Origin of the sequence: Glycomyces buryatensis (assembly GCF_004912275.1) — a bacterium.
GTDB classification, from domain to species: domain Bacteria; phylum Actinomycetota; class Actinomycetes; order Mycobacteriales; family Micromonosporaceae; genus Glycomyces; species Glycomyces buryatensis.
The window spans coordinates 97,683-114,127 of sequence record NZ_STGY01000042.1 but is presented as its reverse complement, the minus strand read 5'-3'; the positions used below and the strand labels follow the sequence as shown (position 1 = coordinate 114,127).

Sequence of the window (16,445 nt, the reverse complement as noted above, 5' to 3'; positions counted from 1 at the left end):
TCGTGAGGCGGCGCCGGGAGACTCACCGCTCCCGGGCGGTCTCGTCCCGGACTGGACCGGCATCGGCCCCGGTCTCCGCTGCCGCCTTCGACTGGGCCTCCGGCTGGACCTTCGACCCGGTCTCCGACGTCGCGTCGGCGCTGGCGTTGTACTCGGATCCGAACAGCAGGACCGAGTTGGTGATCCACAGCCACACCAGGAACACGATGACGCCGCCGAGCGTCCCGTACGTCTTGTCGTAGCTGCCGAAGTTCGACACGTACAGCCCGAACAGCACCGACGCGACCAGCCACGCCGCGACCGCGAGTGCCGCCCCCGGCGCCCGGAACCTGAAGCCGCGCCGCAGGGTCGGGGCCAGCCAGTACAGCAGCGCCACGATGACGATCACCAGGACCAGCACGATCGGCCATTTCACCCAGCCCCACACGGTGACGGCGGTACCGCTGCCCCCGACCGCGTCCCCGATCGCCCGCGCGACGCTCTGGCCGGTCGCGGCGACGAGCGCGCATGCGGCGACGAGGGCGCCGACGATGACGGTCAGCACCACGCGCACGATCATGACCATCCACCATTTGCGGGCCTCGGTGCGCCCGTCGACGGCGTTGAGCGCCCTGGAGAACGCCGCGACCCAGTTCGAGGCCGCCCACAGTGCACCGGCGAGGCCGACCAGGGCCAGCACCCCGGCCGTGGACGGGTTCTGCTGGAGTCCGTCGACGGCGGTCTCGATGATGTCCATGCTGTCCGCGGGGACGACGCCCCGCACCCCGTCGAGGAGCCGCGCGGTCGCGGTCGCATCGAGCATGCCGATGATCGAGGTGCCGACCAGGACGGCCGGGAAGATCGAGAGCACGGAGAAGTAGGTCAGCGCCGCTGCGGCGTCGGAACGGTTAGCGGACGAATAGCGCTTCGCGGCCCGGATGAATGATCGGCCCCCCATGCCTCCACGGTCCCAGGTCGGGGACCGGGACGGGCCTCAACGGGAGATCCGGTCCGTTTCGGTGCCGGCGTCGTCAGCGCCGGTCTGGGTGGTGACCGCCCAGATGATGAACACGTCCACGGCGATCACCAGGGTGGCCCACAGCGGGTACTGCGGCGCGAGGAAGAACTGGTTCATCGCCGAGACGACGGCGACCCCGAGCGCGAGCATGGTCTTGGCGCGCAGCGGACCGAACCGGCGGGGCCAGCCGGCGAGGGCCATCCCGCAGGCGACCGCGATGAGTCCGATGAAGAGGTTGACCCAGCCCCACCCGGCATTGTCGGCGCGGTACCAGTAGCCCGAACCGGAGAACACGAACGTCTCGCCCCCGGCCACGGCGTAGCCGATGAACACCTGCCAGGCGCCCACGAGGATCAGGAGGATTCCGGCGAACGCGACAGGGCCCGCTGTGCGTTCGGGAACCGGCGGATCCCAACCTTCTCGCGTCACGCGCACCCCCGTGCCGTCCGACTCTGCCGTGCGGTCACAGCTTAAGCGACACTGGGCTCCGTCCTGTGTCGCCAGGCGGCCCGGGTAACCGGGTGTCGGCGCGCGTCCCGCTTAACGGGGTGTCGGTGCGCGCCTCGGCGCCCAGCCGACCCAGCCAGTTGCCGAGGAGGGCGCAGCCGTCCTCGGTGAGGATCGATTCGGGGTGGAATTGCACCCCTTCGATGTCGAGACCCGAGTGGCGGATCCCCATGACGACGCCGTCGGCGGTGGTCGCGGTGATGGCGAGCGGATCGGCGACGGTGTCCGGTTCGACCGCCAGGGAGTGGTAGCGGGTGGCCGTCAGCGGATTGGCCAGCCCCGCGAAGACGCCGGTGCCGTCGTGGTGGATCGGGGAGGCCTCGCCGTGGCGCAGCTGCGGGGCGCGCGCCACGGTCGCCCCCCAGTGCTCGGCGATGACCTGGTGACCCAGGCACACCCCGAGGACCGGGACGGACTCGGCGAAGCGGTCGAGCAGGTCGTGGCCGAGGCGGGCCTCGTCTGGACGGCCGGGACCGGGCGAGAGAAGGATCCCGACCGGGTCGAGCCGGGCGGCCTCGTCCACGGTGGTCTCGTCGGAGCGGCGGACCTCGACGCGGGCGCCCAGGGCCCGCAGGTAGCTGACGATGGTGTGGACGAACGAGTCGCGGAAGTCGACGACCAGGACGCTACCCATCGTCGCCTTCGCCCTCCCCGGGCTCGGGGGACGATTCGGTCTGGTAGTCCTCGGGGTCGAAACCGCTTTGCTGGCAGTCGACTCCGGGCGTGCAGGTGGGACCGTCGTCCTGCTCCTCGCCGCCGCCGTCCTGCGGCTGCTCGACGTTCCCGCCGGTCGGCTCCAGGTTGCTCCACGGCATGAGCGGTCGCACGGACGGGAACAGCGCGAACCACAGCAGCGCCACGACGGCGCCGGCCAGGGCGAAGGAGCCGATGAGCTTGCCGGGCAGGCCGCCCGGGAGCTTCCTCCAGATCCATCCGTACATGTCAGGCCTCCGGGTCGACCGCTTCGTCGGGCAGGTCGCCTTCGGGATCGCGTTCGTAGGTTTCGATGAGCTGCGAGTAGACGACGTAGCGCTCGTAGTTGTCCCACCGCGGGTGGCAGGTGAACAGGGTCAGCCAGTAGTCGTCGTCGCCCGGCTCCGTTTCGGGCTCGCCGGGCACCGGGGCGGTGATGTCCACTTCGGTCTCGTTGACGACCTCGTCCTCGCGGACCTCGTAGACGTAGAAGTACTCCTTCGTCTCGATGACGACCTTGTCGCCGGCCCTCAGGTCGCGGATATTCGTGAAGATCGCGGGCACATTGTGGCCGGCGAGGGTGAAGTTGCCCTGCTCGCCGGGGTAGGCGCCCTCCTCGAAGCGGCCGGGCGCGTACTCGATGTCGGTCGGCTCGGTGCCCTCGACGAGCGTCCAGGACTCGGGCCGGATGTCCGGCGCCCACATGCGCGCGAAGACGTCGCCGAGCTCGGGGACCGGCGCGCCGTCGATCGTCTCGCCCTCGGCCTCCGAGTCCCAGTTGGAGTCGAGATCGGTCGAGAGGGTCTGCTGCTCGTTATTGATCTGGGTGGTGACGCCGAAGACCTCATAGGCGGCGTAGAGCAGGACGATCGCGCCGAAGCTGATGAGGATCTCACCGATGCCGCGGATCGTGCCGCGGGCGGCGGCCTCCGCGCGGTGGCGTTTGACGGTGCGCTTCTTGCGGCCCGGGTTGGCAGAGCCGGGAGGCGCGGCGGCGCCGTCCATGATCTGGGGGAGGATCGCGGTCCCGTCCGGTTCGGGGACGAGGGGCGCGCGCTCGGGCTTGGCCGCGGAGGGCGGGCGGAGGGCCGTGGTCCGGTCGTGGTCTGAGGGGCCGGGGCCGGGACGGGGAGCGGGCGGGCGCTGGCCGTAGGTGCCGGGGGAAGGCGGCTTGGCCCGGCCGGGCGGGGTGGCGTTGGGAGGCGTGGGACTCGGCGGGGTGGGACTGGGTGTGGGGCTGTGCGGGGCGCCCTCAGGCGCGGCAGCGGGACGGGCCCGTCCGCCCGACCCGGGCGGCGTCATGGGCCCGGGGGGCGGGCCGGGAGTGGGGCCGGCTCGGCCCGGTGTGTTGGGGCCGGGCCCGCCCGGCGGCGGGGCAGGGGAGGACGCGGGCGGGGGCACACTCGCCCGGCCGGGGGTCCGAGGGGGACGCGGCGGGGAGGGGGGCTGATCCGCGAACGGTGACCAGTCCTGATCGCTCACCTGGGAACTCCGCCTCCGTTGTCGATGCAGTCGTGTCGTTGGGGGATGGTTTCGCAACAATAACGCGTCAGGCCATCCTAAAGTGGCACCGCCGATGAGGGTATCGCCCGAACGGGCAGGCGGCGCCGGGCTCGCTGTCCGGCGACCTCCGCGGCTCGGATCGGCCCCGGATCGGCCGCGTCCTGGTTCTGGCCCGGTCCTGACACGGCCGCGTCGCGAGGCGGCCGGCCCGCTTTCCAGCGGCGCGGACGAGGCGTCACGGCGCGGGACCCGGCCGGCCCGGATCGACATCGGCCCGGCCGCGACCCGGCGCCCGATCCAGCGCACCGCGGGCCCGCCGAGCAGGGCCGATCCACCTCTGGGAACGCACCGCAGTGGAGCCCGGGGAGGGCGGTACCCTGGACGTCGGATATGTCCCTCAGTTGGAGAGTCGTCGATGCCGAAGTCACGCGTGCGCAAGAAGAAGGTCTACTCGAACCCGGCGGGCAAGAGCTCCGAATCGGGCGAGAGCTACGAGCCCAGCCCGATGTGGGTGCCGGTCACCGCCGTCTCCCTGATCGTGATCGGGATCGGCTGGCTGACGCTGTTCTATCTGTCGGGCATGAACTACCCGGTCGCGGCGTGGGGCTACTGGAACCTGGCCGTGGGCTTCTCCTGCATGGTCGCCGCCCTGCTGGTCCTCTCCAAGTGGCGATGACACGGGCCCGGATCTACCCGAACGGGTGAGGCCCTGACCCCCTCGAATCGTCGGACCCCCGGCATACACTTACGTCCAGGGGTCCCTTTGTGCCGGATATATGGCCATAAACCGGGTTTCGCTCCCGGTTTCACTCCCGGCCCCTCACAGCAGCTCGAAGACCGTCGCGTTGGCCATCCCCCCGCCCTCGCACATCGTCTGCATGCCGCGCCGCGCCCCCGTCTCCCGCATGTAATGCAGCATCGTGACCGCCAGCCGCGCACCCGAAGCACCCAGCGGATGCCCCAGCGCGATCGCGCCGCCGCGCGGATTCATGCGCTCCTCATCGGCGCCCGTCTCCGCCAACCACGCCAGCGGGACCGCCGCGAACGCCTCATTGACCTCGAACACGTCGATCTCATCCAGGTCCAGGCCCGTCCGCTTGAGCAGCCGCGCCGTCGCGGACATCGGCCCGTCCAGCATCATCACCGGATCCGAACCCACCACAGTCGAGGCCGCGATCCGCGCCAGCGGCCGCACCCCCAACCGCCGCGCATGCTCCGCAGTGCAGATCACCAGCGCCGCCGCCCCATCCGAGATCTGCGACGACGACCCCGCCGTCACCAAGCCGTCGACCTTGAACACCGGTTTCAGACCCGCCAGCTTCGCCGCGCTCGTATCGCGCCGAATCCCCTCGTCCGCTGAGATTCCCGCCAGCGGCGCGATCTCGGCCGCGAAAGCGCCCTTGTCCGTCGCCTCCGCCGCCTTCTCGTGGCTGGCCAGCGAGAACGCGTCCATCGCCTCCCGGCTGATCCCGTACCGCTCGGCCACCAGCTCCGACGCCAGACCCTGCTGGAACATGACCGGCACCGAAGCGTCGACGCGGTCGCCGTAGCGTTCGCGCACCGCCGGCCCGTACGGCTCCCCCGCCCCGGACCCGACACTCGAACCCATCGGGACCCGGCTCATCGACTCCACGCCACCGGCCACCACCACGTCGGCATGCCCGGCCAGAACCGAGGCCGCCGCCAGACTGATCGCCTGCTGGCCCGACCCGCACTGCCGGTCGATCACCGTCCCCGGGATCCGATCGGGCCACCCGGCCGCCAGCACCGCATTGCGCGCCACATTCCACGACTGCTCCCCGACCTGCGAGACGCAGCCCAGCATGACGTCATCGACCGCGTCCGGGCCCAGACCCGACCGCTCCAGCGCCGCGTTCAGCGCATGCGCCGCCAAATCGACCGCGTGCACCCCCGAAAGACCGCCGCCGCGCCGCCCCACCGGCGTGCGCGCGCACGCCAGGACCACCGCCTCACTCATTGCGGTACACCCCGGTCACCAGACCCCGGGCCACGACATTGAACGTGATGTGGAAGGCGCCCACCGCCATCGACGCCGACGCCGGCACCTCGATCGGCGACCCCAGCGCGTGCACCGCGAAGATGTAGCGGTGCTCGGGGTCGCCCGGAGGCGGCGCCGCACCCGAATACCCGGCCTTGCCCGAGTCATTGCGCAGCTGCACCGCGCCCTCGGGCGGATCGGCGTCGGCACCGGTCGCCAGCTCGGTCACCGAGGCGTCCAGGCTCAGCATCATCCAATGCCACCAGCCAGAACCGGTCGGCGCGTCAGGGTCGAAGCACGTCACCGCGAACTGGGCCGCCTGGGCCGGAAACCCCGACCACGACAACTGCGGCGACACATCCGAGCCCGCCACCTGGGCCGACGCCAGCGTCACGCCCTCGGCGACATCGGTCGAGGTCACCTCGAACGACGGAACCTGCGGAAGAAAGTCATAGGGCCACGGGGCCCGCGGACGGTCGAGCGACATCGCTGTCCTCCTCATCTGCGCGGCCCGAGCGCACCCAACGGTCGCCGAAGCGCCACCGGGCGGGGCCGCGTGCGTACAACATCGAACCCTCAGGGCCGCAAACGACCCCATACAGCACCGTATCGCGAATAAGCCAAGGTGTGGCGCGCGCCGCCGTGCCGCGCCCGACCCGCCGGAATGCCGCTCGACGCCCCGCCGCCCGGCCGCATACCCTGGTGCCATGCCGAACACCGACGTCATCTCATTCTCCCGAGGCGCCCCGTCCCTCGACATCGTCGACACCGAAGGCCTCAAGGCCGCCGCCGTGGCAGCGCTCGACGCAGACCCGGCCCGCGTCACCGGCTACGGCACGTCCGTGGGCTACCCGCTGCTGCGCGAATGGATCGCCGCCAAGCACAACGTGGCGATCGAGAACGTGCTGGTCACCAACGGCTCGATGCAGGCCGACGCGTTCCTGTTCGACGAGCTCGTAGCACCCGGCTCGCCCGTCATCGTCGAACGCCCCACCTACGACCGGACCCTGCTGGGCCTGCGCAACCGCCGCGGCGAACTCCACCCCGTGACCATCCAGGCCGACGGCCTCAACGTCGACGAGCTCGAAGGCATCCTCAAAGGCGGGGTGCGCCCGACGCTGGCGCACATCATCCCGAACTTCCAGAACCCCGCCGGCGTCACCCTCTCCGGTGACAAGCGCCGCCGCCTGCTCGCGCTGGCCGACGAGTACGACTTCATGATCTTCGAGGACGACCCGTACTACGACATCCGCTTCCGCGGCGAGCAGCTCCCGACGATGCTCTCCCAGACTGACCTTTCCAAAGGCGCGAGCGGCCGGGTCGCCTACGCCTGCTCGTTCTCCAAGACCGTCTGCCCGGGCCTGCGCACCGGCTACCTGGTGGGCCCGGCCGACCTGATCAAGAAGATCGCGACGGCCGCGACCAACACCTACATCGCGCCGAACATGTTCGCGCAGGCCACGATCTACCAGTTCGCGGCCTCGGGGGCGCTGGACAAGTCGATCGCGACCGTCAAGGGCGCCCTCGAGGAGCGGGTCGACCAGCTCTCGGCCAGCCTCCGCGCGCACCTGCCGGGCGCCGAGTTCGTCGTGCCCGACGGCGGCTACTTCCTGTGGGTCGACCTCGGTGAGGGCGTCGACTGCGCCAAGGTCGCGGCGGCCGCCGCCGACGAGGGCGTGCAGGTCGTCAAGGGCACCGACTTCGTCATCGAAGGCGGAGAGTCCTGCCTCAGGCTGGCCTACTCGGCCGTCCACGCCGACCGGATCGACGAGGGCGTGCGCCGCCTCGCCAAGGCCGTCGAGGCCACCCGCGCCTGAGAACACTACCGGCAGTGATGATGTCGGCACTCGTTGTCGACATTGGATGGCGGTTATGCGACATGGCGTATAACCGCCATCGGCAAGCCCTTCACAGAACGTGAAAGGGGGGCGAGAATCGGTCTCGTGGCCGCGGTGCGAACCGCGGCGTAGGCCTTTTTCCCGCCCCCATTGGCGCCGGATCGGTGGCTCGCCCACTCCCCCCCGGGACGAGACACCGGTCCGGCGTTCAACTTCTCGGCAGCGCCGGAATCCGGCGCCACCGTGGCATTCACCCCAGGAGGCACCCGGGATCGTCCCCGGACCGGACCCTCCTGCGGCGTTGGGCAAGCGAAAACCTCCAACCGGCACGTACACCGATTGGAGTGCCGTTCTCGCCCCGGATCTCCTGCTACCCGTCAGCGCGTGACGCTGTCGACCAACTCGTCGGTGATCTGCGCGTCCGTGACGTGCGGACCATCGGTGTCGTCGAGCATCTCGTCAGCCAGGAGCGCCTCGCCGATGGTCTCGGTCCGCTGCCGGTACCACAGGTACGCGACCGCACCGCCCACCGCGATGCCGGCGCCGATCGCCCCGACCACCCAAGGCCACTTAGGAGCCGGCGCCTTCCTCAGGCCGACCTTCGCCAACACGACGTTGACCCTCGGCGCCGCGGCGTCGCGCGTTCCGCGCGCTGCGGCGGCCCCCGCGTTCCGCAGATAGGTCGCCCCTTGACTGAGATTGTCCTTGACCTCCTGGGCAGAAGTCGTGGTATTGCGGCTGAAGCCCATGTGAATGCCTCCTCTAGGTGCTCTTCTGTCTCATGTTGCACTGACCTGTGACACCCGTCGAGGGAAACGGGGGAGAAAGTTGGTCCAACCTCGGGCATCTGGCACCATTGACGCCATGACCAAGGCGACTCTGAAGACCAATTTCGGTGACATCAAAATCGACCTGTACGACAACCACGCACCCAAGACGGTGAAGAACTTCGTCGAACTGGCCGAAGGAACCAAGGAATACACCGACCCCGAAACCGGCCAGCCCGGCTCGGGACCGTACTACGACGGTGTCATCTTCCACCGCGTCATCGACGGCTTCATGCTCCAGGGCGGCGACCCGACCGGCACCGGCCGCGGCGGCCCCGGCTACAAGTTCGGCGACGAGATCCACCCCGACCTTCACTTCGGGCAGCCCTACCTGCTGGCCATGGCCAACGCCGGGCCCGGCACCAACGGCTCGCAGTTCTTCATCACCGTGGGCCCGACCCCCCACCTGAACGGCCGCCACACCATCTTCGGCATCGTCGCGGACAAGGACTCCCAGGCCATCGTCGACCAGATCGCCAAGACCCCGACCGGCCCGATGGACAAGCCCGTCAACGACGTCGTCATCAACTCCGTCGTCATCGAGAAGTAGCGGGAGCGAATGAGCGACGAGCAGTCGGCCCCGGTCTGCTATCGCCACCGGAACCGCGAGACCTATCTGCGGTGCGTCCGCTGCGACAAACCGATCTGCGCCGACTGCAGGATCGACGCGCCCGTCGGGTTCCAATGCCCCGGCTGCGTCGCCGAGGGGCGCAAGTCGATGCGCAAGACGCGCTCGGCCTTCGGCGGCCGTGCCTCAACGGCGTTCGGCGGATCCTCCGCCGGCGCCGCGGGCACGGTCACCAAAGTCCTGATCGGACTCAACGTCGCCATGTTCATCCTGACCCTCGCGGTCGGCGGCACGGCGGCGATCACCAGTTCCACCCAGCTCCATTACGCGCTGGCCGAGGCGAGCGTGTTCCAGTACGGCCAGGGCGTGTTCCACACGTTCGCGAACGTGGAGCTGTTCGGCACCATGTACTCGCTTCCCGGGGTTTCCACCGGCGGCGAATACCGGATGGTGACCGCGATGTTCCTGCACTTCGGCGCGGTGCACCTCCTGTTCAACATGGTGGTGCTGTGGATTCTGGGCCGGGTGCTGGAGAAGGACCTGGGCTCGCTGCGGTTCCTGGCGGTGTACCTCGTCTCGGGGCTGGTCGGGAGCGTGGCGGTGTACGTGTTCACGAACCCGATCACGCTGACGGCCGGGGCCTCCGGCGCCGTGTACGGCCTCTTCGGCGTGCTGATCCTGGTGAACCGGCGCCTGGGCCGCGAAAGCTCCGGCATCTATGTACTGCTCGGGATCAACCTGGTGTTGACCGTCGTGATGGGCTTCAGCCTCGCCGGACACGTGGGCGGCCTGGTCGGCGGCCTGCTGTGCGGCGCGGTCCTCGCCTTCACGCCGGCGAGTCAGCGCAAGGTGCTCCACTGGGTCGGCTTCGCGGTGATCCTGGCGATGATGGTCGTCCTGACCATGTGGCGCACGGACACTCTCTTGACGCAATTCGGAGTCGCTTAGGTCGGCTAGCTCGGCCCGCCCGACGGCTTTACCGCCGCCCATCGGCACCACTCGCGGCCCCACGGCCGCGGTGGCCGATGGGCGGCTTCGGTTTTCACGGGAATCGGCGGCGGGCGGGGCGAGCGCGGGTGGCTCCGGCGTCCTCCGGAACGAATCCGCAGGCCGTCTACCCGGGGGCTCGGCCTGGCGGGTTCGATGCGTTCGAACTCCGAACCGTTGGCCGTCTACCCCGGGGGGCCCTCCCCCCCCCCCCGCCCCCACCCAGCCTCGCCCCGCCCACCGCCCTGCCGTGCTTCAGGTCGGGAGTTCAGATCTCAGGTGTGCCGTTACTTCTGGTCGGCGGCCCAGCCTCGTGCCTGTTCCAGGTCGGCCGGAGTGTCGCAGTCGAACCACGGGGGCGGACCCGAGTAGTCCCAGTGGACGGTTTCGACCTCGATGTCCCTGAACAGGTTCTTGGCCCGGTCACCTGGGCGAATGTCCGTGGCGTTGGCGCGGATGGCCGCAGTCGGCCATACCCCGCACAGCCACTGGCGCCTCCCGGCGTCGTCGCAGAAGACCGCCCCCGAATCGGGCCCGGCCGCCTCGGCGCGGATCCGCAGCAGCTCCACTGCCGCGGGGCACAGGAACGGTAGATCGCCCGGCAGGATCGCCACGCGCTCGGGTCCGGCCCCCACCTGCACCAGCCCGGCGGCCGCCGCCAGGGCCGGGCCCGAACCCGGCGGGTCCTCCTGGACCGCCAGCACACCAGCCGGCAGTGGCGCGGCGTCGGCGGGCCGCGCGCCCACCACCACGCGCTCTGTCGCCGCCGCGCAGGCGGAGAGCATCCGCTCGAGGATCGTCTGTCCGGCCACTTCCAGTTCGCTCTTGGCGATGCCGGCGAACCGCCTCGCCCTCCCGCCCACAAGCAGGATTGCCGCGAAGTCACTCGGGGTGTCGCCCATGCAACCAGATTAGTCACCTCGCATTTCCTCCGCGTCGCCCCCGCCGATTCGGGCCAGCGCATTCGGCGGCAAACCGGACTGGAGGGCCGCCATCAGCATTTGCGCCAGCCGGTAGTGCGGGCTCGACCGCAGTGCCAGTTCGAACGCCTCCAGCGCCAGCACTCCATTGCCGGAGCGGTAGGCCGCGAAGCCGGCGACCGTGGCCGCCGGGGCGACCAGGTCCTCCTCCAGGTGGCGGGCCACCCAGATCCACAGGTCGACCCGTCCCCGCTCGAATCTGCCCGAGTTGATCCGCCGCAGCGCGTAGTCGCGGATGTCCAGGTCGCCCAGGGCGAGGCCGAGCGTGGCGATGTCGTCGGTGTCGGGCAGTTCTTTGGCTTCCAGCCAGTGGTCGACGGCGTGGAGGTCGCGGCCGCGCTGCTCGGCCCAGTCGAGTTCGACCTCGCCGCCGAGGATCGCCTCGACCGAGCTGGCCACGGCGGCCCTGCGTCCCGGGGCGGCCGCTTGCAGTTGCGCGGCGACCGTTTCGCGGTCGGGGGCGGCGTACCAGCCGGCCACGGCGACCTCGCAGGCGGCGGCCGAGGTTTCGGGAATGAGGCTTCCGGCGACCGGGCAGGAGTGGTCGGGCGGACAGTCGAGGCCGTGCCAGCGGCCGGAGGAGACCCGGAGGCGCTCGATCGGTTTGATTCCGGCGGCGTCGCACCTGGACTTCGTCCGTTCCAGGGCGGCCTCGGCGACGTCCTTGTCGCCGTAAGCGATCAGGACGCACTGGTTGCAATTGTTGAGGCTCAGCTGGCCGGTGAGGTCGACCAGGTGCTCGATGTGCTCGGCCGAGCCGGGCAGGTCGACGCGGAAGGTGCATTCGAGGTCGCCGTCGACGAGGCCGACGACGACGAGGCTCTGTTCGGGATGGAATCCGAGGAGCAGCGGGATGGTGGTCAGGAGGTCGTCGGGTCCGGTGAGGCTGATTTTCGCCTGTGTCATGTCCATGGGTCAACTGTCCGGTGTCCGCCAAGTCAGCGGCAAAATTATTTTTTGGCCTGTGGATAACCGAATCGACCCTGTGGATAACTTGTGGAATATTTGTCGCCGAATGGTGCGGTGTGGTATCTGCGGATTGCGGTGGCCCCAGGCGGCATCGCGGTGCTGAGGCGGACGGCATTCGAGGCCCCGACTCGGTGCGCCCGGCCATCGGCGGCGACTAGGCTTGAGGATTCAGAATCGGGCCGGGCGGATGCCGCCGAAGGCGCCGAGGACACCGTTTGAATAGGGCGCGCAGCCAGGGAGCCAACCGTGTCGAAGCAGTTCGTCCACCTTCACGTGCACACCGAATACTCGATGCTCGACGGGGCGGCGAAACTCAAGCCCCTGTTCGCCGAGGCCGAACGGCTCGGCCAGCCCGCGATCGCGATGACCGACCACGGCAACATGTACGGCGGTTACGCGTTCTACCAGCAGGCCAAGGGTTCAGGCGTCAAGCCGATCCTCGGGATCGAGGCCTACCTGGCGCCGCACGACCGCTTCCACAAGAAGCCGACCTGGTGGGGCGAGCCCAGCCAGCGCTCCGACGACCTCTCCGGCGCCGGCTCCTACACGCACATGACGATGGTCGCCAAGAACAACCAGGGCGCCCGCAACCTGTTCCGGCTCTCCAGCCAGGCCTCCTTCGAGGGCTACTACTACAAGCCGCGCATGGACCGGGAGCTGATCTCCCAGAACTCCGAGGGCATCGTCGCCACCACCGGCTGCCCCTCCGGCGAGGTCCAGACCCGCCTGCGCCTGGGCCAGACCGAGGCGGCCTACCAGGCGGCGAGCGACTACCGCGACATCTTCGGCGCGGACAACTACTTCCTCGAGATCATGGACCACGGCAACGACATCGAGCAGCGCGTCAAGGCCGAGCTGTACGAGCTGGGCCGGAAGATGGGCCTGCCGCCGCTGGTCACCAACGACTCCCACTTCGTGACCGAGGAGCAGAAGGACACCCACGCGGCGCTGCTGTGCGTCCAGTCCGGTTCGACCCTCGACGACCCGAAGCGGTTCAAATTCTCCGGCGAGGGCTACTTCCTGCGCTCGGCCGACCAGATGTACGCGGTCCGCTCCGACCAGATCTGGCAGGAGGGCTGCCAGAACACGCTCCTGGTCGCCGAGATGGTCGAGGACTACGACGAGATCTTCGCGCCCCAGGACCGGATGCCGACCATCGACGTCCCCGAAGGCCACGACCAGGGCACCTACCTGCGCGAACTGGTCGAATTGGGCCTGAAGGAACGCTTCGGCGGCGACGTGCCGGCCGAGTACACCGCGCGCGCCGAGCTCGAACTCGACGTCATCATCAAGGCCGGCTACCCCTCCTACTTCCTGGTCGTGGCCGACCTCATCAGCCACGCCCGCTCCATCGGCATCTACGTCGGCCCCGGCCGTGGCTCGGCGGCCGGCTCACTGGTCGCCTACGCCATGAAGATCACCAATATCGACCCGATCCACTACGGGCTGCTGTTCGAGCGCTTCCTCAACCCCGAGCGCGTCTCCATGCCCGACATCGACATCGACTTCGACGACCGCCGCCGCGGCGAGATGATCACCTACGCCACCGAGAAGTACGGCAAGGAATTCGTCGCCCAGGTCATCACCTTCGGCACCATTAAGACCAAGGCCGCGCTCAAGGACGCCGCGCGCGTCCACCACGGCCAGCCCGGCTTCTCCATCGCCGAGCGCATCACCAAGGCGCTGCCGCCGCCGGTCGCCGCCAAGGACATCCCGCTCGAAGGGATCACCGACCCGAACCACCCGCGCTACAAAGAAGCCGGGGAGGTCCGAGGCCTGATCGAGAACGACGGCGAGGTCCGCCAGATCTTCGACACCGCGCTCGGCCTGGAGGGCCTGATCCGCAACGCCGGCGTCCACGCCTGCGCGGTCATCCTCTCCTCGCAGCCGCTGGTCGACTGCATCCCCATGTGGGCCAGGCCGGACGGGTCGATCATCACCGGCTGGGACTACCCGTCCTGCGAAGACATCGGCCTGCTGAAGATGGACTTCCTGGGCCTGCGCAACCTCACCGTCATCGGCGATGCCGTCGAAGCGGTCAAGGCCAACCGGGGCATCGACATCGACCTCGACACGCTCCCGGTCGACGACCCGAAAGCGTACGAACTGCTCGCGCGCGGCGACACCCTCGGCGTGTTCCAGCTCGACGGCACCGCCATGCGCGAACTGCTCAAGCGCATGAAGCCCACCGAGTTCAACGACATCGTCGCCGTCCTGGCCCTGTACCGGCCCGGCCCGATGGAGGCCAACTCCCACAACAACTACGCCGACCGCAAGAACGGGCGCCAGGAACTCACCCCGATCCACCCCGAACTCGCCGACGCGCTCGAAGAGATCCTCGCCGAGACCTACGGCCTCATCGTCTACCAAGAGCAGATCATGAAGATCGCCCAGAAGCTCGCGGGCTTCACCATGGGCCAGGCCGACGTCCTCCGCAAAGCCATGGGCAAGAAGAAGCTCGACGTCCTGGAGAAGATGTTCGCCGAGTTCGAGGCGGGCATGGTCGGCAACGGCTTCTCCAAGGAGTCGATCAAGACCCTGTGGGACATCATGCTCCCGTTCGCCGGGTACGCGTTCAACAAGTCGCACGCCGCCGGATACGGCCTCGTCTCCTACTGGACCGCCTACCTCAAGGCCAACTTCCCGGCCGAGTACATGGCCGGGCTGCTCACCAGCGTCGGCGACTCCAAGGACAAGGCCGCGGTCTACCTGTCCGAATGCCGCAAGATGGGCATCACCGTCATGCCGCCCGACGTCAACGAGTCGCGGCACGTCTTCCACCCCGTCGGCGAGGACATCCGCTACGGCATGGGCGCGATCCGCAACGTCGGCGCGAACGTCGTCTCCGGCATCATCGAGGCCCGCGAAGGCCAAGGCAACTTCGACGACTTCAAGGACTTCCTCAAGAAGGTCCCGGCGCAGGTGTGCAACAAGCGCACCGTCGAATCACTAATCAAGGCCGGCGCGTTCGACTCGCTCGGACACGCCCGCCGCGGCCTCGCCGAAGTGCACGAGAAAGCCATCGACGCGATGGTGTCGATCAAGAAGGAAGAGGCACGCGGCCAGTTCGACCTGTTCGGCGGCATGGTCGAAGCCACCGACACGCTCGGCGTCGACCTCACCATCGCCGACGACGAATGGGAACGGCGCGACAAGCTCGCCTTCGAACGCGAAATGCTGGGACTGTACGTCTCCGACCACCCCCTCAACGGCTTCGAACGGCTCCTGTCGTCCAACGCCGACCGCCCGGTCGCCGCGCTCCACGGCGAAGAGATCGCCGACGGCTCGAACGTCAGAGTCGCCGGGATCCTCCAGAACGTAGCCAAACGCGTCACCAAGCAGGGCAAACTCTGGGCCTCGGCCACCCTGGAAGACCTGGCCGGCTCCATCGAGGTGCGGTTCTTCCCCAACACCTACGAACTCGTCTCCGACTCGCTCGCCGACGACCTCGTCTGCTGCGTCAAGGGCAAACTCGACCGCCGCGACGGCACCGCCCAACTCATCGCCCAGGACCTGGCCGTACTCGACACCTCGACCGGCCCCGAAGCGAACAACTCACCGATCACCGTCGCGCTCAAGGCCGCCGCGGTCAACCCGGACCTGATCGAGAAACTCTCGGACACGTTCAAGACCCACCGCGGCGAAGCCCAAGTCCGGGTCCAACTCGCGGGCGGCTCCGGCATGACCATGCTCGCCCTCGACGACCAATGGCGCGTCCGCCCATCGGTCGAACTCTCAGCCGACCTCAAAGCACTCCTGGGAGCCGGAGCCGTCGTCGGATAGCGGCCACGCGCGCCCGATGAGGCCCATGACCGCCCGACCCGCCCCCGACCCAGCAGAGAGCACCCGTGAACGACGAACTCGACCTCATCCGCGACGCCGACCGGCGCGCCCAGGACTTCATCGCCGGCATCGGCACCCGGCCGGTCTTCCCCGGCCCCGCGGCCATCGAAGCCCTCACCCGGTACGACGAACCGCTGCCCGAACACGGACGAGGCGAGGCCGAGACCATCGAACTGCTCGACGCGGTCGGGACCCCTGCCACGACCGCGTCCAACGACCCCCGCTACTTCGGCTTCGTCACCGGATCGACCCTGCCGGTCGCGGCCGCCGCCGACCGGCTCGCCCTCGCCTGGGACCAGTCGGCCGCCTCCTTCGACACCTCGCCGACCGCCGCCGCCCTGGAACACGTCGCAGGACGCTGGCTGACCGACATCCTCGACCTGCCGCGCGAATCCGCCGTCGGCTTCACCATCAGCGCCGGCGTCGGCACGGTCGTCGCCATCGCGACCGCCCGCCGTACCCTCCTCGCCCGCGCCGGCTGGGACATCGACCGCCGCGGACCCGCCGGAGCCCCCGAAATCAAAGTCGTGCTCGGGGAACTGGCGCACATCACCGTCAAGAAGGCCCTGCGCGTCCTCGGCTTCGGACTCGACAACCTCATCACCGCGCCCGTCGACGAACACGGCCGCATCGAACCCGGCCGGCTCCCGCCCCTCGACGACCGCACGATCCTCATCCTCCAAGCGGGCGAAGTGAACACCGGCGAGTTCGACCCGTTCACCGAACTCATCCCC

Annotated in this window: 16 protein-coding genes; 6 read left to right on the top strand and 10 right to left on the bottom strand. The window is 69.2% G+C overall.

Features of this window, described 5'->3' with window-relative positions; all coding sequences use genetic code 11:
* Positions 1-22: 22 nt before the first annotated feature.
* Genes FAB82_RS10935 through FAB82_RS10915 form a run of 5 tightly spaced genes read right to left on the bottom strand, consistent with a single transcriptional unit; the run spans position 23 to position 3,499 of the window.
* Positions 23-937, bottom strand: a complete 915-nt coding sequence (locus FAB82_RS10935) for a YihY/virulence factor BrkB family protein (RefSeq protein ID WP_136534571.1) — start codon at positions 935-937, stop codon at positions 23-25.
* 36 nt (positions 938-973) lie between these two features.
* The gene (locus tag FAB82_RS10930) at positions 974-1,426 is read right to left on the bottom strand and encodes a DUF7144 family membrane protein (protein ID WP_136534570.1); all 453 of its coding nucleotides are present in this window, start codon (positions 1,424-1,426) and stop codon (positions 974-976) included.
* A gap of 34 nt (positions 1,427-1,460) precedes the next feature.
* The gene (locus tag FAB82_RS10925; protein ID WP_136534569.1) at positions 1,461-2,138 is read right to left on the bottom strand and encodes an anthranilate synthase component II; all 678 of its coding nucleotides are present in this window, start codon (positions 2,136-2,138) and stop codon (positions 1,461-1,463) included.
* The gene (locus FAB82_RS10920) at positions 2,131-2,445 is read right to left on the bottom strand and encodes a hypothetical protein (protein WP_136534568.1); all 315 of its coding nucleotides are present in this window, start codon (positions 2,443-2,445) and stop codon (positions 2,131-2,133) included. The genes FAB82_RS10925 and FAB82_RS10920 overlap by 8 nt, the downstream gene beginning before the upstream one ends.
* A 1-nt stretch (position 2,446) precedes the next feature.
* The gene (locus tag FAB82_RS10915; protein WP_136534567.1) at positions 2,447-3,499 is read right to left on the bottom strand and encodes a class E sortase; all 1,053 of its coding nucleotides are present in this window, start codon (positions 3,497-3,499) and stop codon (positions 2,447-2,449) included.
* A 616-nt stretch (positions 3,500-4,115) separates the two neighbouring features.
* Here FAB82_RS10915 and FAB82_RS10910 point away from each other — a divergent pair.
* Positions 4,116-4,376, top strand: a complete 261-nt coding sequence (locus tag FAB82_RS10910; RefSeq protein WP_136534566.1) for a cell division protein CrgA — start codon at positions 4,116-4,118, stop codon at positions 4,374-4,376.
* Positions 4,377-4,520: 144 nt separating this feature from the next.
* On the opposite strand, the gene FAB82_RS10905 is transcribed toward FAB82_RS10910, so the two are convergent.
* Positions 4,521-5,678, bottom strand: a complete 1,158-nt coding sequence (locus FAB82_RS10905) for a thiolase family protein (RefSeq protein ID WP_136534565.1) — start codon at positions 5,676-5,678, stop codon at positions 4,521-4,523.
* On the bottom strand, positions 5,671-6,186 hold the full coding sequence (locus tag FAB82_RS10900; protein ID WP_136534564.1) for a YbhB/YbcL family Raf kinase inhibitor-like protein: 516 nt from the start codon (positions 6,184-6,186) through the stop codon (positions 5,671-5,673). Before FAB82_RS10900 ends, FAB82_RS10905 begins: the two co-directional genes overlap by 8 nt.
* Before the next feature lie 220 nt (positions 6,187-6,406).
* Here FAB82_RS10900 and FAB82_RS10895 point away from each other — a divergent pair, with 220 nt between their 5' ends.
* Positions 6,407-7,516 carry an aminotransferase-like domain-containing protein gene (locus FAB82_RS10895; protein ID WP_136534563.1) on the top strand — a complete coding sequence of 370 codons (1,110 nt, stop codon included), beginning with the start codon at positions 6,407-6,409 and terminating at the stop codon, positions 7,514-7,516.
* Positions 7,517-7,914: 398 nt separating this feature from the next.
* Here the strand turns inward: FAB82_RS10895 and FAB82_RS10890 are convergent, their stop codons facing one another.
* On the bottom strand, positions 7,915-8,286 hold the full coding sequence (locus FAB82_RS10890; protein ID WP_136534562.1) for a hypothetical protein: 372 nt from the start codon (positions 8,284-8,286) through the stop codon (positions 7,915-7,917).
* A gap of 115 nt (positions 8,287-8,401) precedes the next feature.
* Between FAB82_RS10890 and FAB82_RS10885 the strand changes: the two genes are divergently transcribed.
* The gene (locus FAB82_RS10885; protein ID WP_136534561.1) at positions 8,402-8,914 is read left to right on the top strand and encodes a peptidylprolyl isomerase; all 513 of its coding nucleotides are present in this window, start codon (positions 8,402-8,404) and stop codon (positions 8,912-8,914) included.
* A 9-nt stretch (positions 8,915-8,923) separates the two neighbouring features.
* Positions 8,924-9,880, top strand: coding sequence for a rhomboid family intramembrane serine protease (locus FAB82_RS10880; RefSeq protein WP_136534560.1), 957 nt, complete (start codon positions 8,924-8,926; stop codon positions 9,878-9,880).
* Between the two features lie 326 nt (positions 9,881-10,206).
* On the opposite strand, the gene mobA is transcribed toward FAB82_RS10880, so the two are convergent.
* Both mobA and FAB82_RS10870 read right to left on the bottom strand, forming a co-directional pair.
* Positions 10,207-10,821, bottom strand: coding sequence for a molybdenum cofactor guanylyltransferase (mobA, locus tag FAB82_RS10875; protein ID WP_211116519.1), 615 nt, complete (start codon positions 10,819-10,821; stop codon positions 10,207-10,209).
* Between the two features lie 9 nt (positions 10,822-10,830).
* Positions 10,831-11,811, bottom strand: coding sequence for a DUF4192 domain-containing protein (locus FAB82_RS10870; RefSeq protein ID WP_136534559.1), 981 nt, complete (start codon positions 11,809-11,811; stop codon positions 10,831-10,833).
* Positions 11,812-12,114: 303 nt separating this feature from the next.
* On the opposite strand from FAB82_RS10870, the gene dnaE reads away from it, so the two are divergent.
* Together dnaE and FAB82_RS27500 are read left to right on the top strand one after the other, a co-directional pair.
* Positions 12,115-15,651, top strand: coding sequence for a DNA polymerase III subunit alpha (dnaE, locus tag FAB82_RS10865; RefSeq protein WP_136534558.1), 3,537 nt, complete (start codon positions 12,115-12,117; stop codon positions 15,649-15,651).
* Between the two features lie 65 nt (positions 15,652-15,716).
* On the top strand, positions 15,717-16,445 hold a 729-nt coding region (locus FAB82_RS27500; protein WP_211116518.1), incomplete at its 3' end, for a pyridoxal phosphate-dependent decarboxylase family protein.

Excerpts from the sequence above, each read along its gene's own strand:
- FAB82_RS10920 (WP_136534568.1), bottom strand. The coding sequence starts at position 2,445 with ATGTACGGATGGATCTGGAGGAAGCTCCCGGGCGGCCTGCCCGGCAAG.
- FAB82_RS10910 (WP_136534566.1), top strand. The coding sequence starts at position 4,116 with ATGCCGAAGTCACGCGTGCGCAAGAAGAAGGTCTACTCGAACCCGGCG.
- FAB82_RS10925 (WP_136534569.1), bottom strand. The coding sequence starts at position 2,138 with ATGGGTAGCGTCCTGGTCGTCGACTTCCGCGACTCGTTCGTCCACACC.
- FAB82_RS10900 (WP_136534564.1), bottom strand. The coding sequence starts at position 6,186 with ATGTCGCTCGACCGTCCGCGGGCCCCGTGGCCCTATGACTTTCTTCCG.
- FAB82_RS10885 (WP_136534561.1), top strand. The coding sequence starts at position 8,402 with ATGACCAAGGCGACTCTGAAGACCAATTTCGGTGACATCAAAATCGAC.
- FAB82_RS10915 (WP_136534567.1), bottom strand. The coding sequence starts at position 3,499 with ATGACGCCGCCCGGGTCGGGCGGACGGGCCCGTCCCGCTGCCGCGCCT.
- FAB82_RS10870 (WP_136534559.1), bottom strand. The coding sequence starts at position 11,811 with ATGGACATGACACAGGCGAAAATCAGCCTCACCGGACCCGACGACCTC.
- FAB82_RS10905 (WP_136534565.1), bottom strand. The coding sequence starts at position 5,678 with ATGAGTGAGGCGGTGGTCCTGGCGTGCGCGCGCACGCCGGTGGGGCGG.
- FAB82_RS10890 (WP_136534562.1), bottom strand. The coding sequence starts at position 8,286 with ATGGGCTTCAGCCGCAATACCACGACTTCTGCCCAGGAGGTCAAGGAC.
- FAB82_RS10895 (WP_136534563.1), top strand. The coding sequence starts at position 6,407 with ATGCCGAACACCGACGTCATCTCATTCTCCCGAGGCGCCCCGTCCCTC.
- FAB82_RS10935 (WP_136534571.1), bottom strand. The coding sequence starts at position 937 with ATGGGGGGCCGATCATTCATCCGGGCCGCGAAGCGCTATTCGTCCGCT.
- FAB82_RS10880 (WP_136534560.1), top strand. The coding sequence starts at position 8,924 with ATGAGCGACGAGCAGTCGGCCCCGGTCTGCTATCGCCACCGGAACCGC.
- mobA (WP_211116519.1), bottom strand. The coding sequence starts at position 10,821 with ATGGGCGACACCCCGAGTGACTTCGCGGCAATCCTGCTTGTGGGCGGG.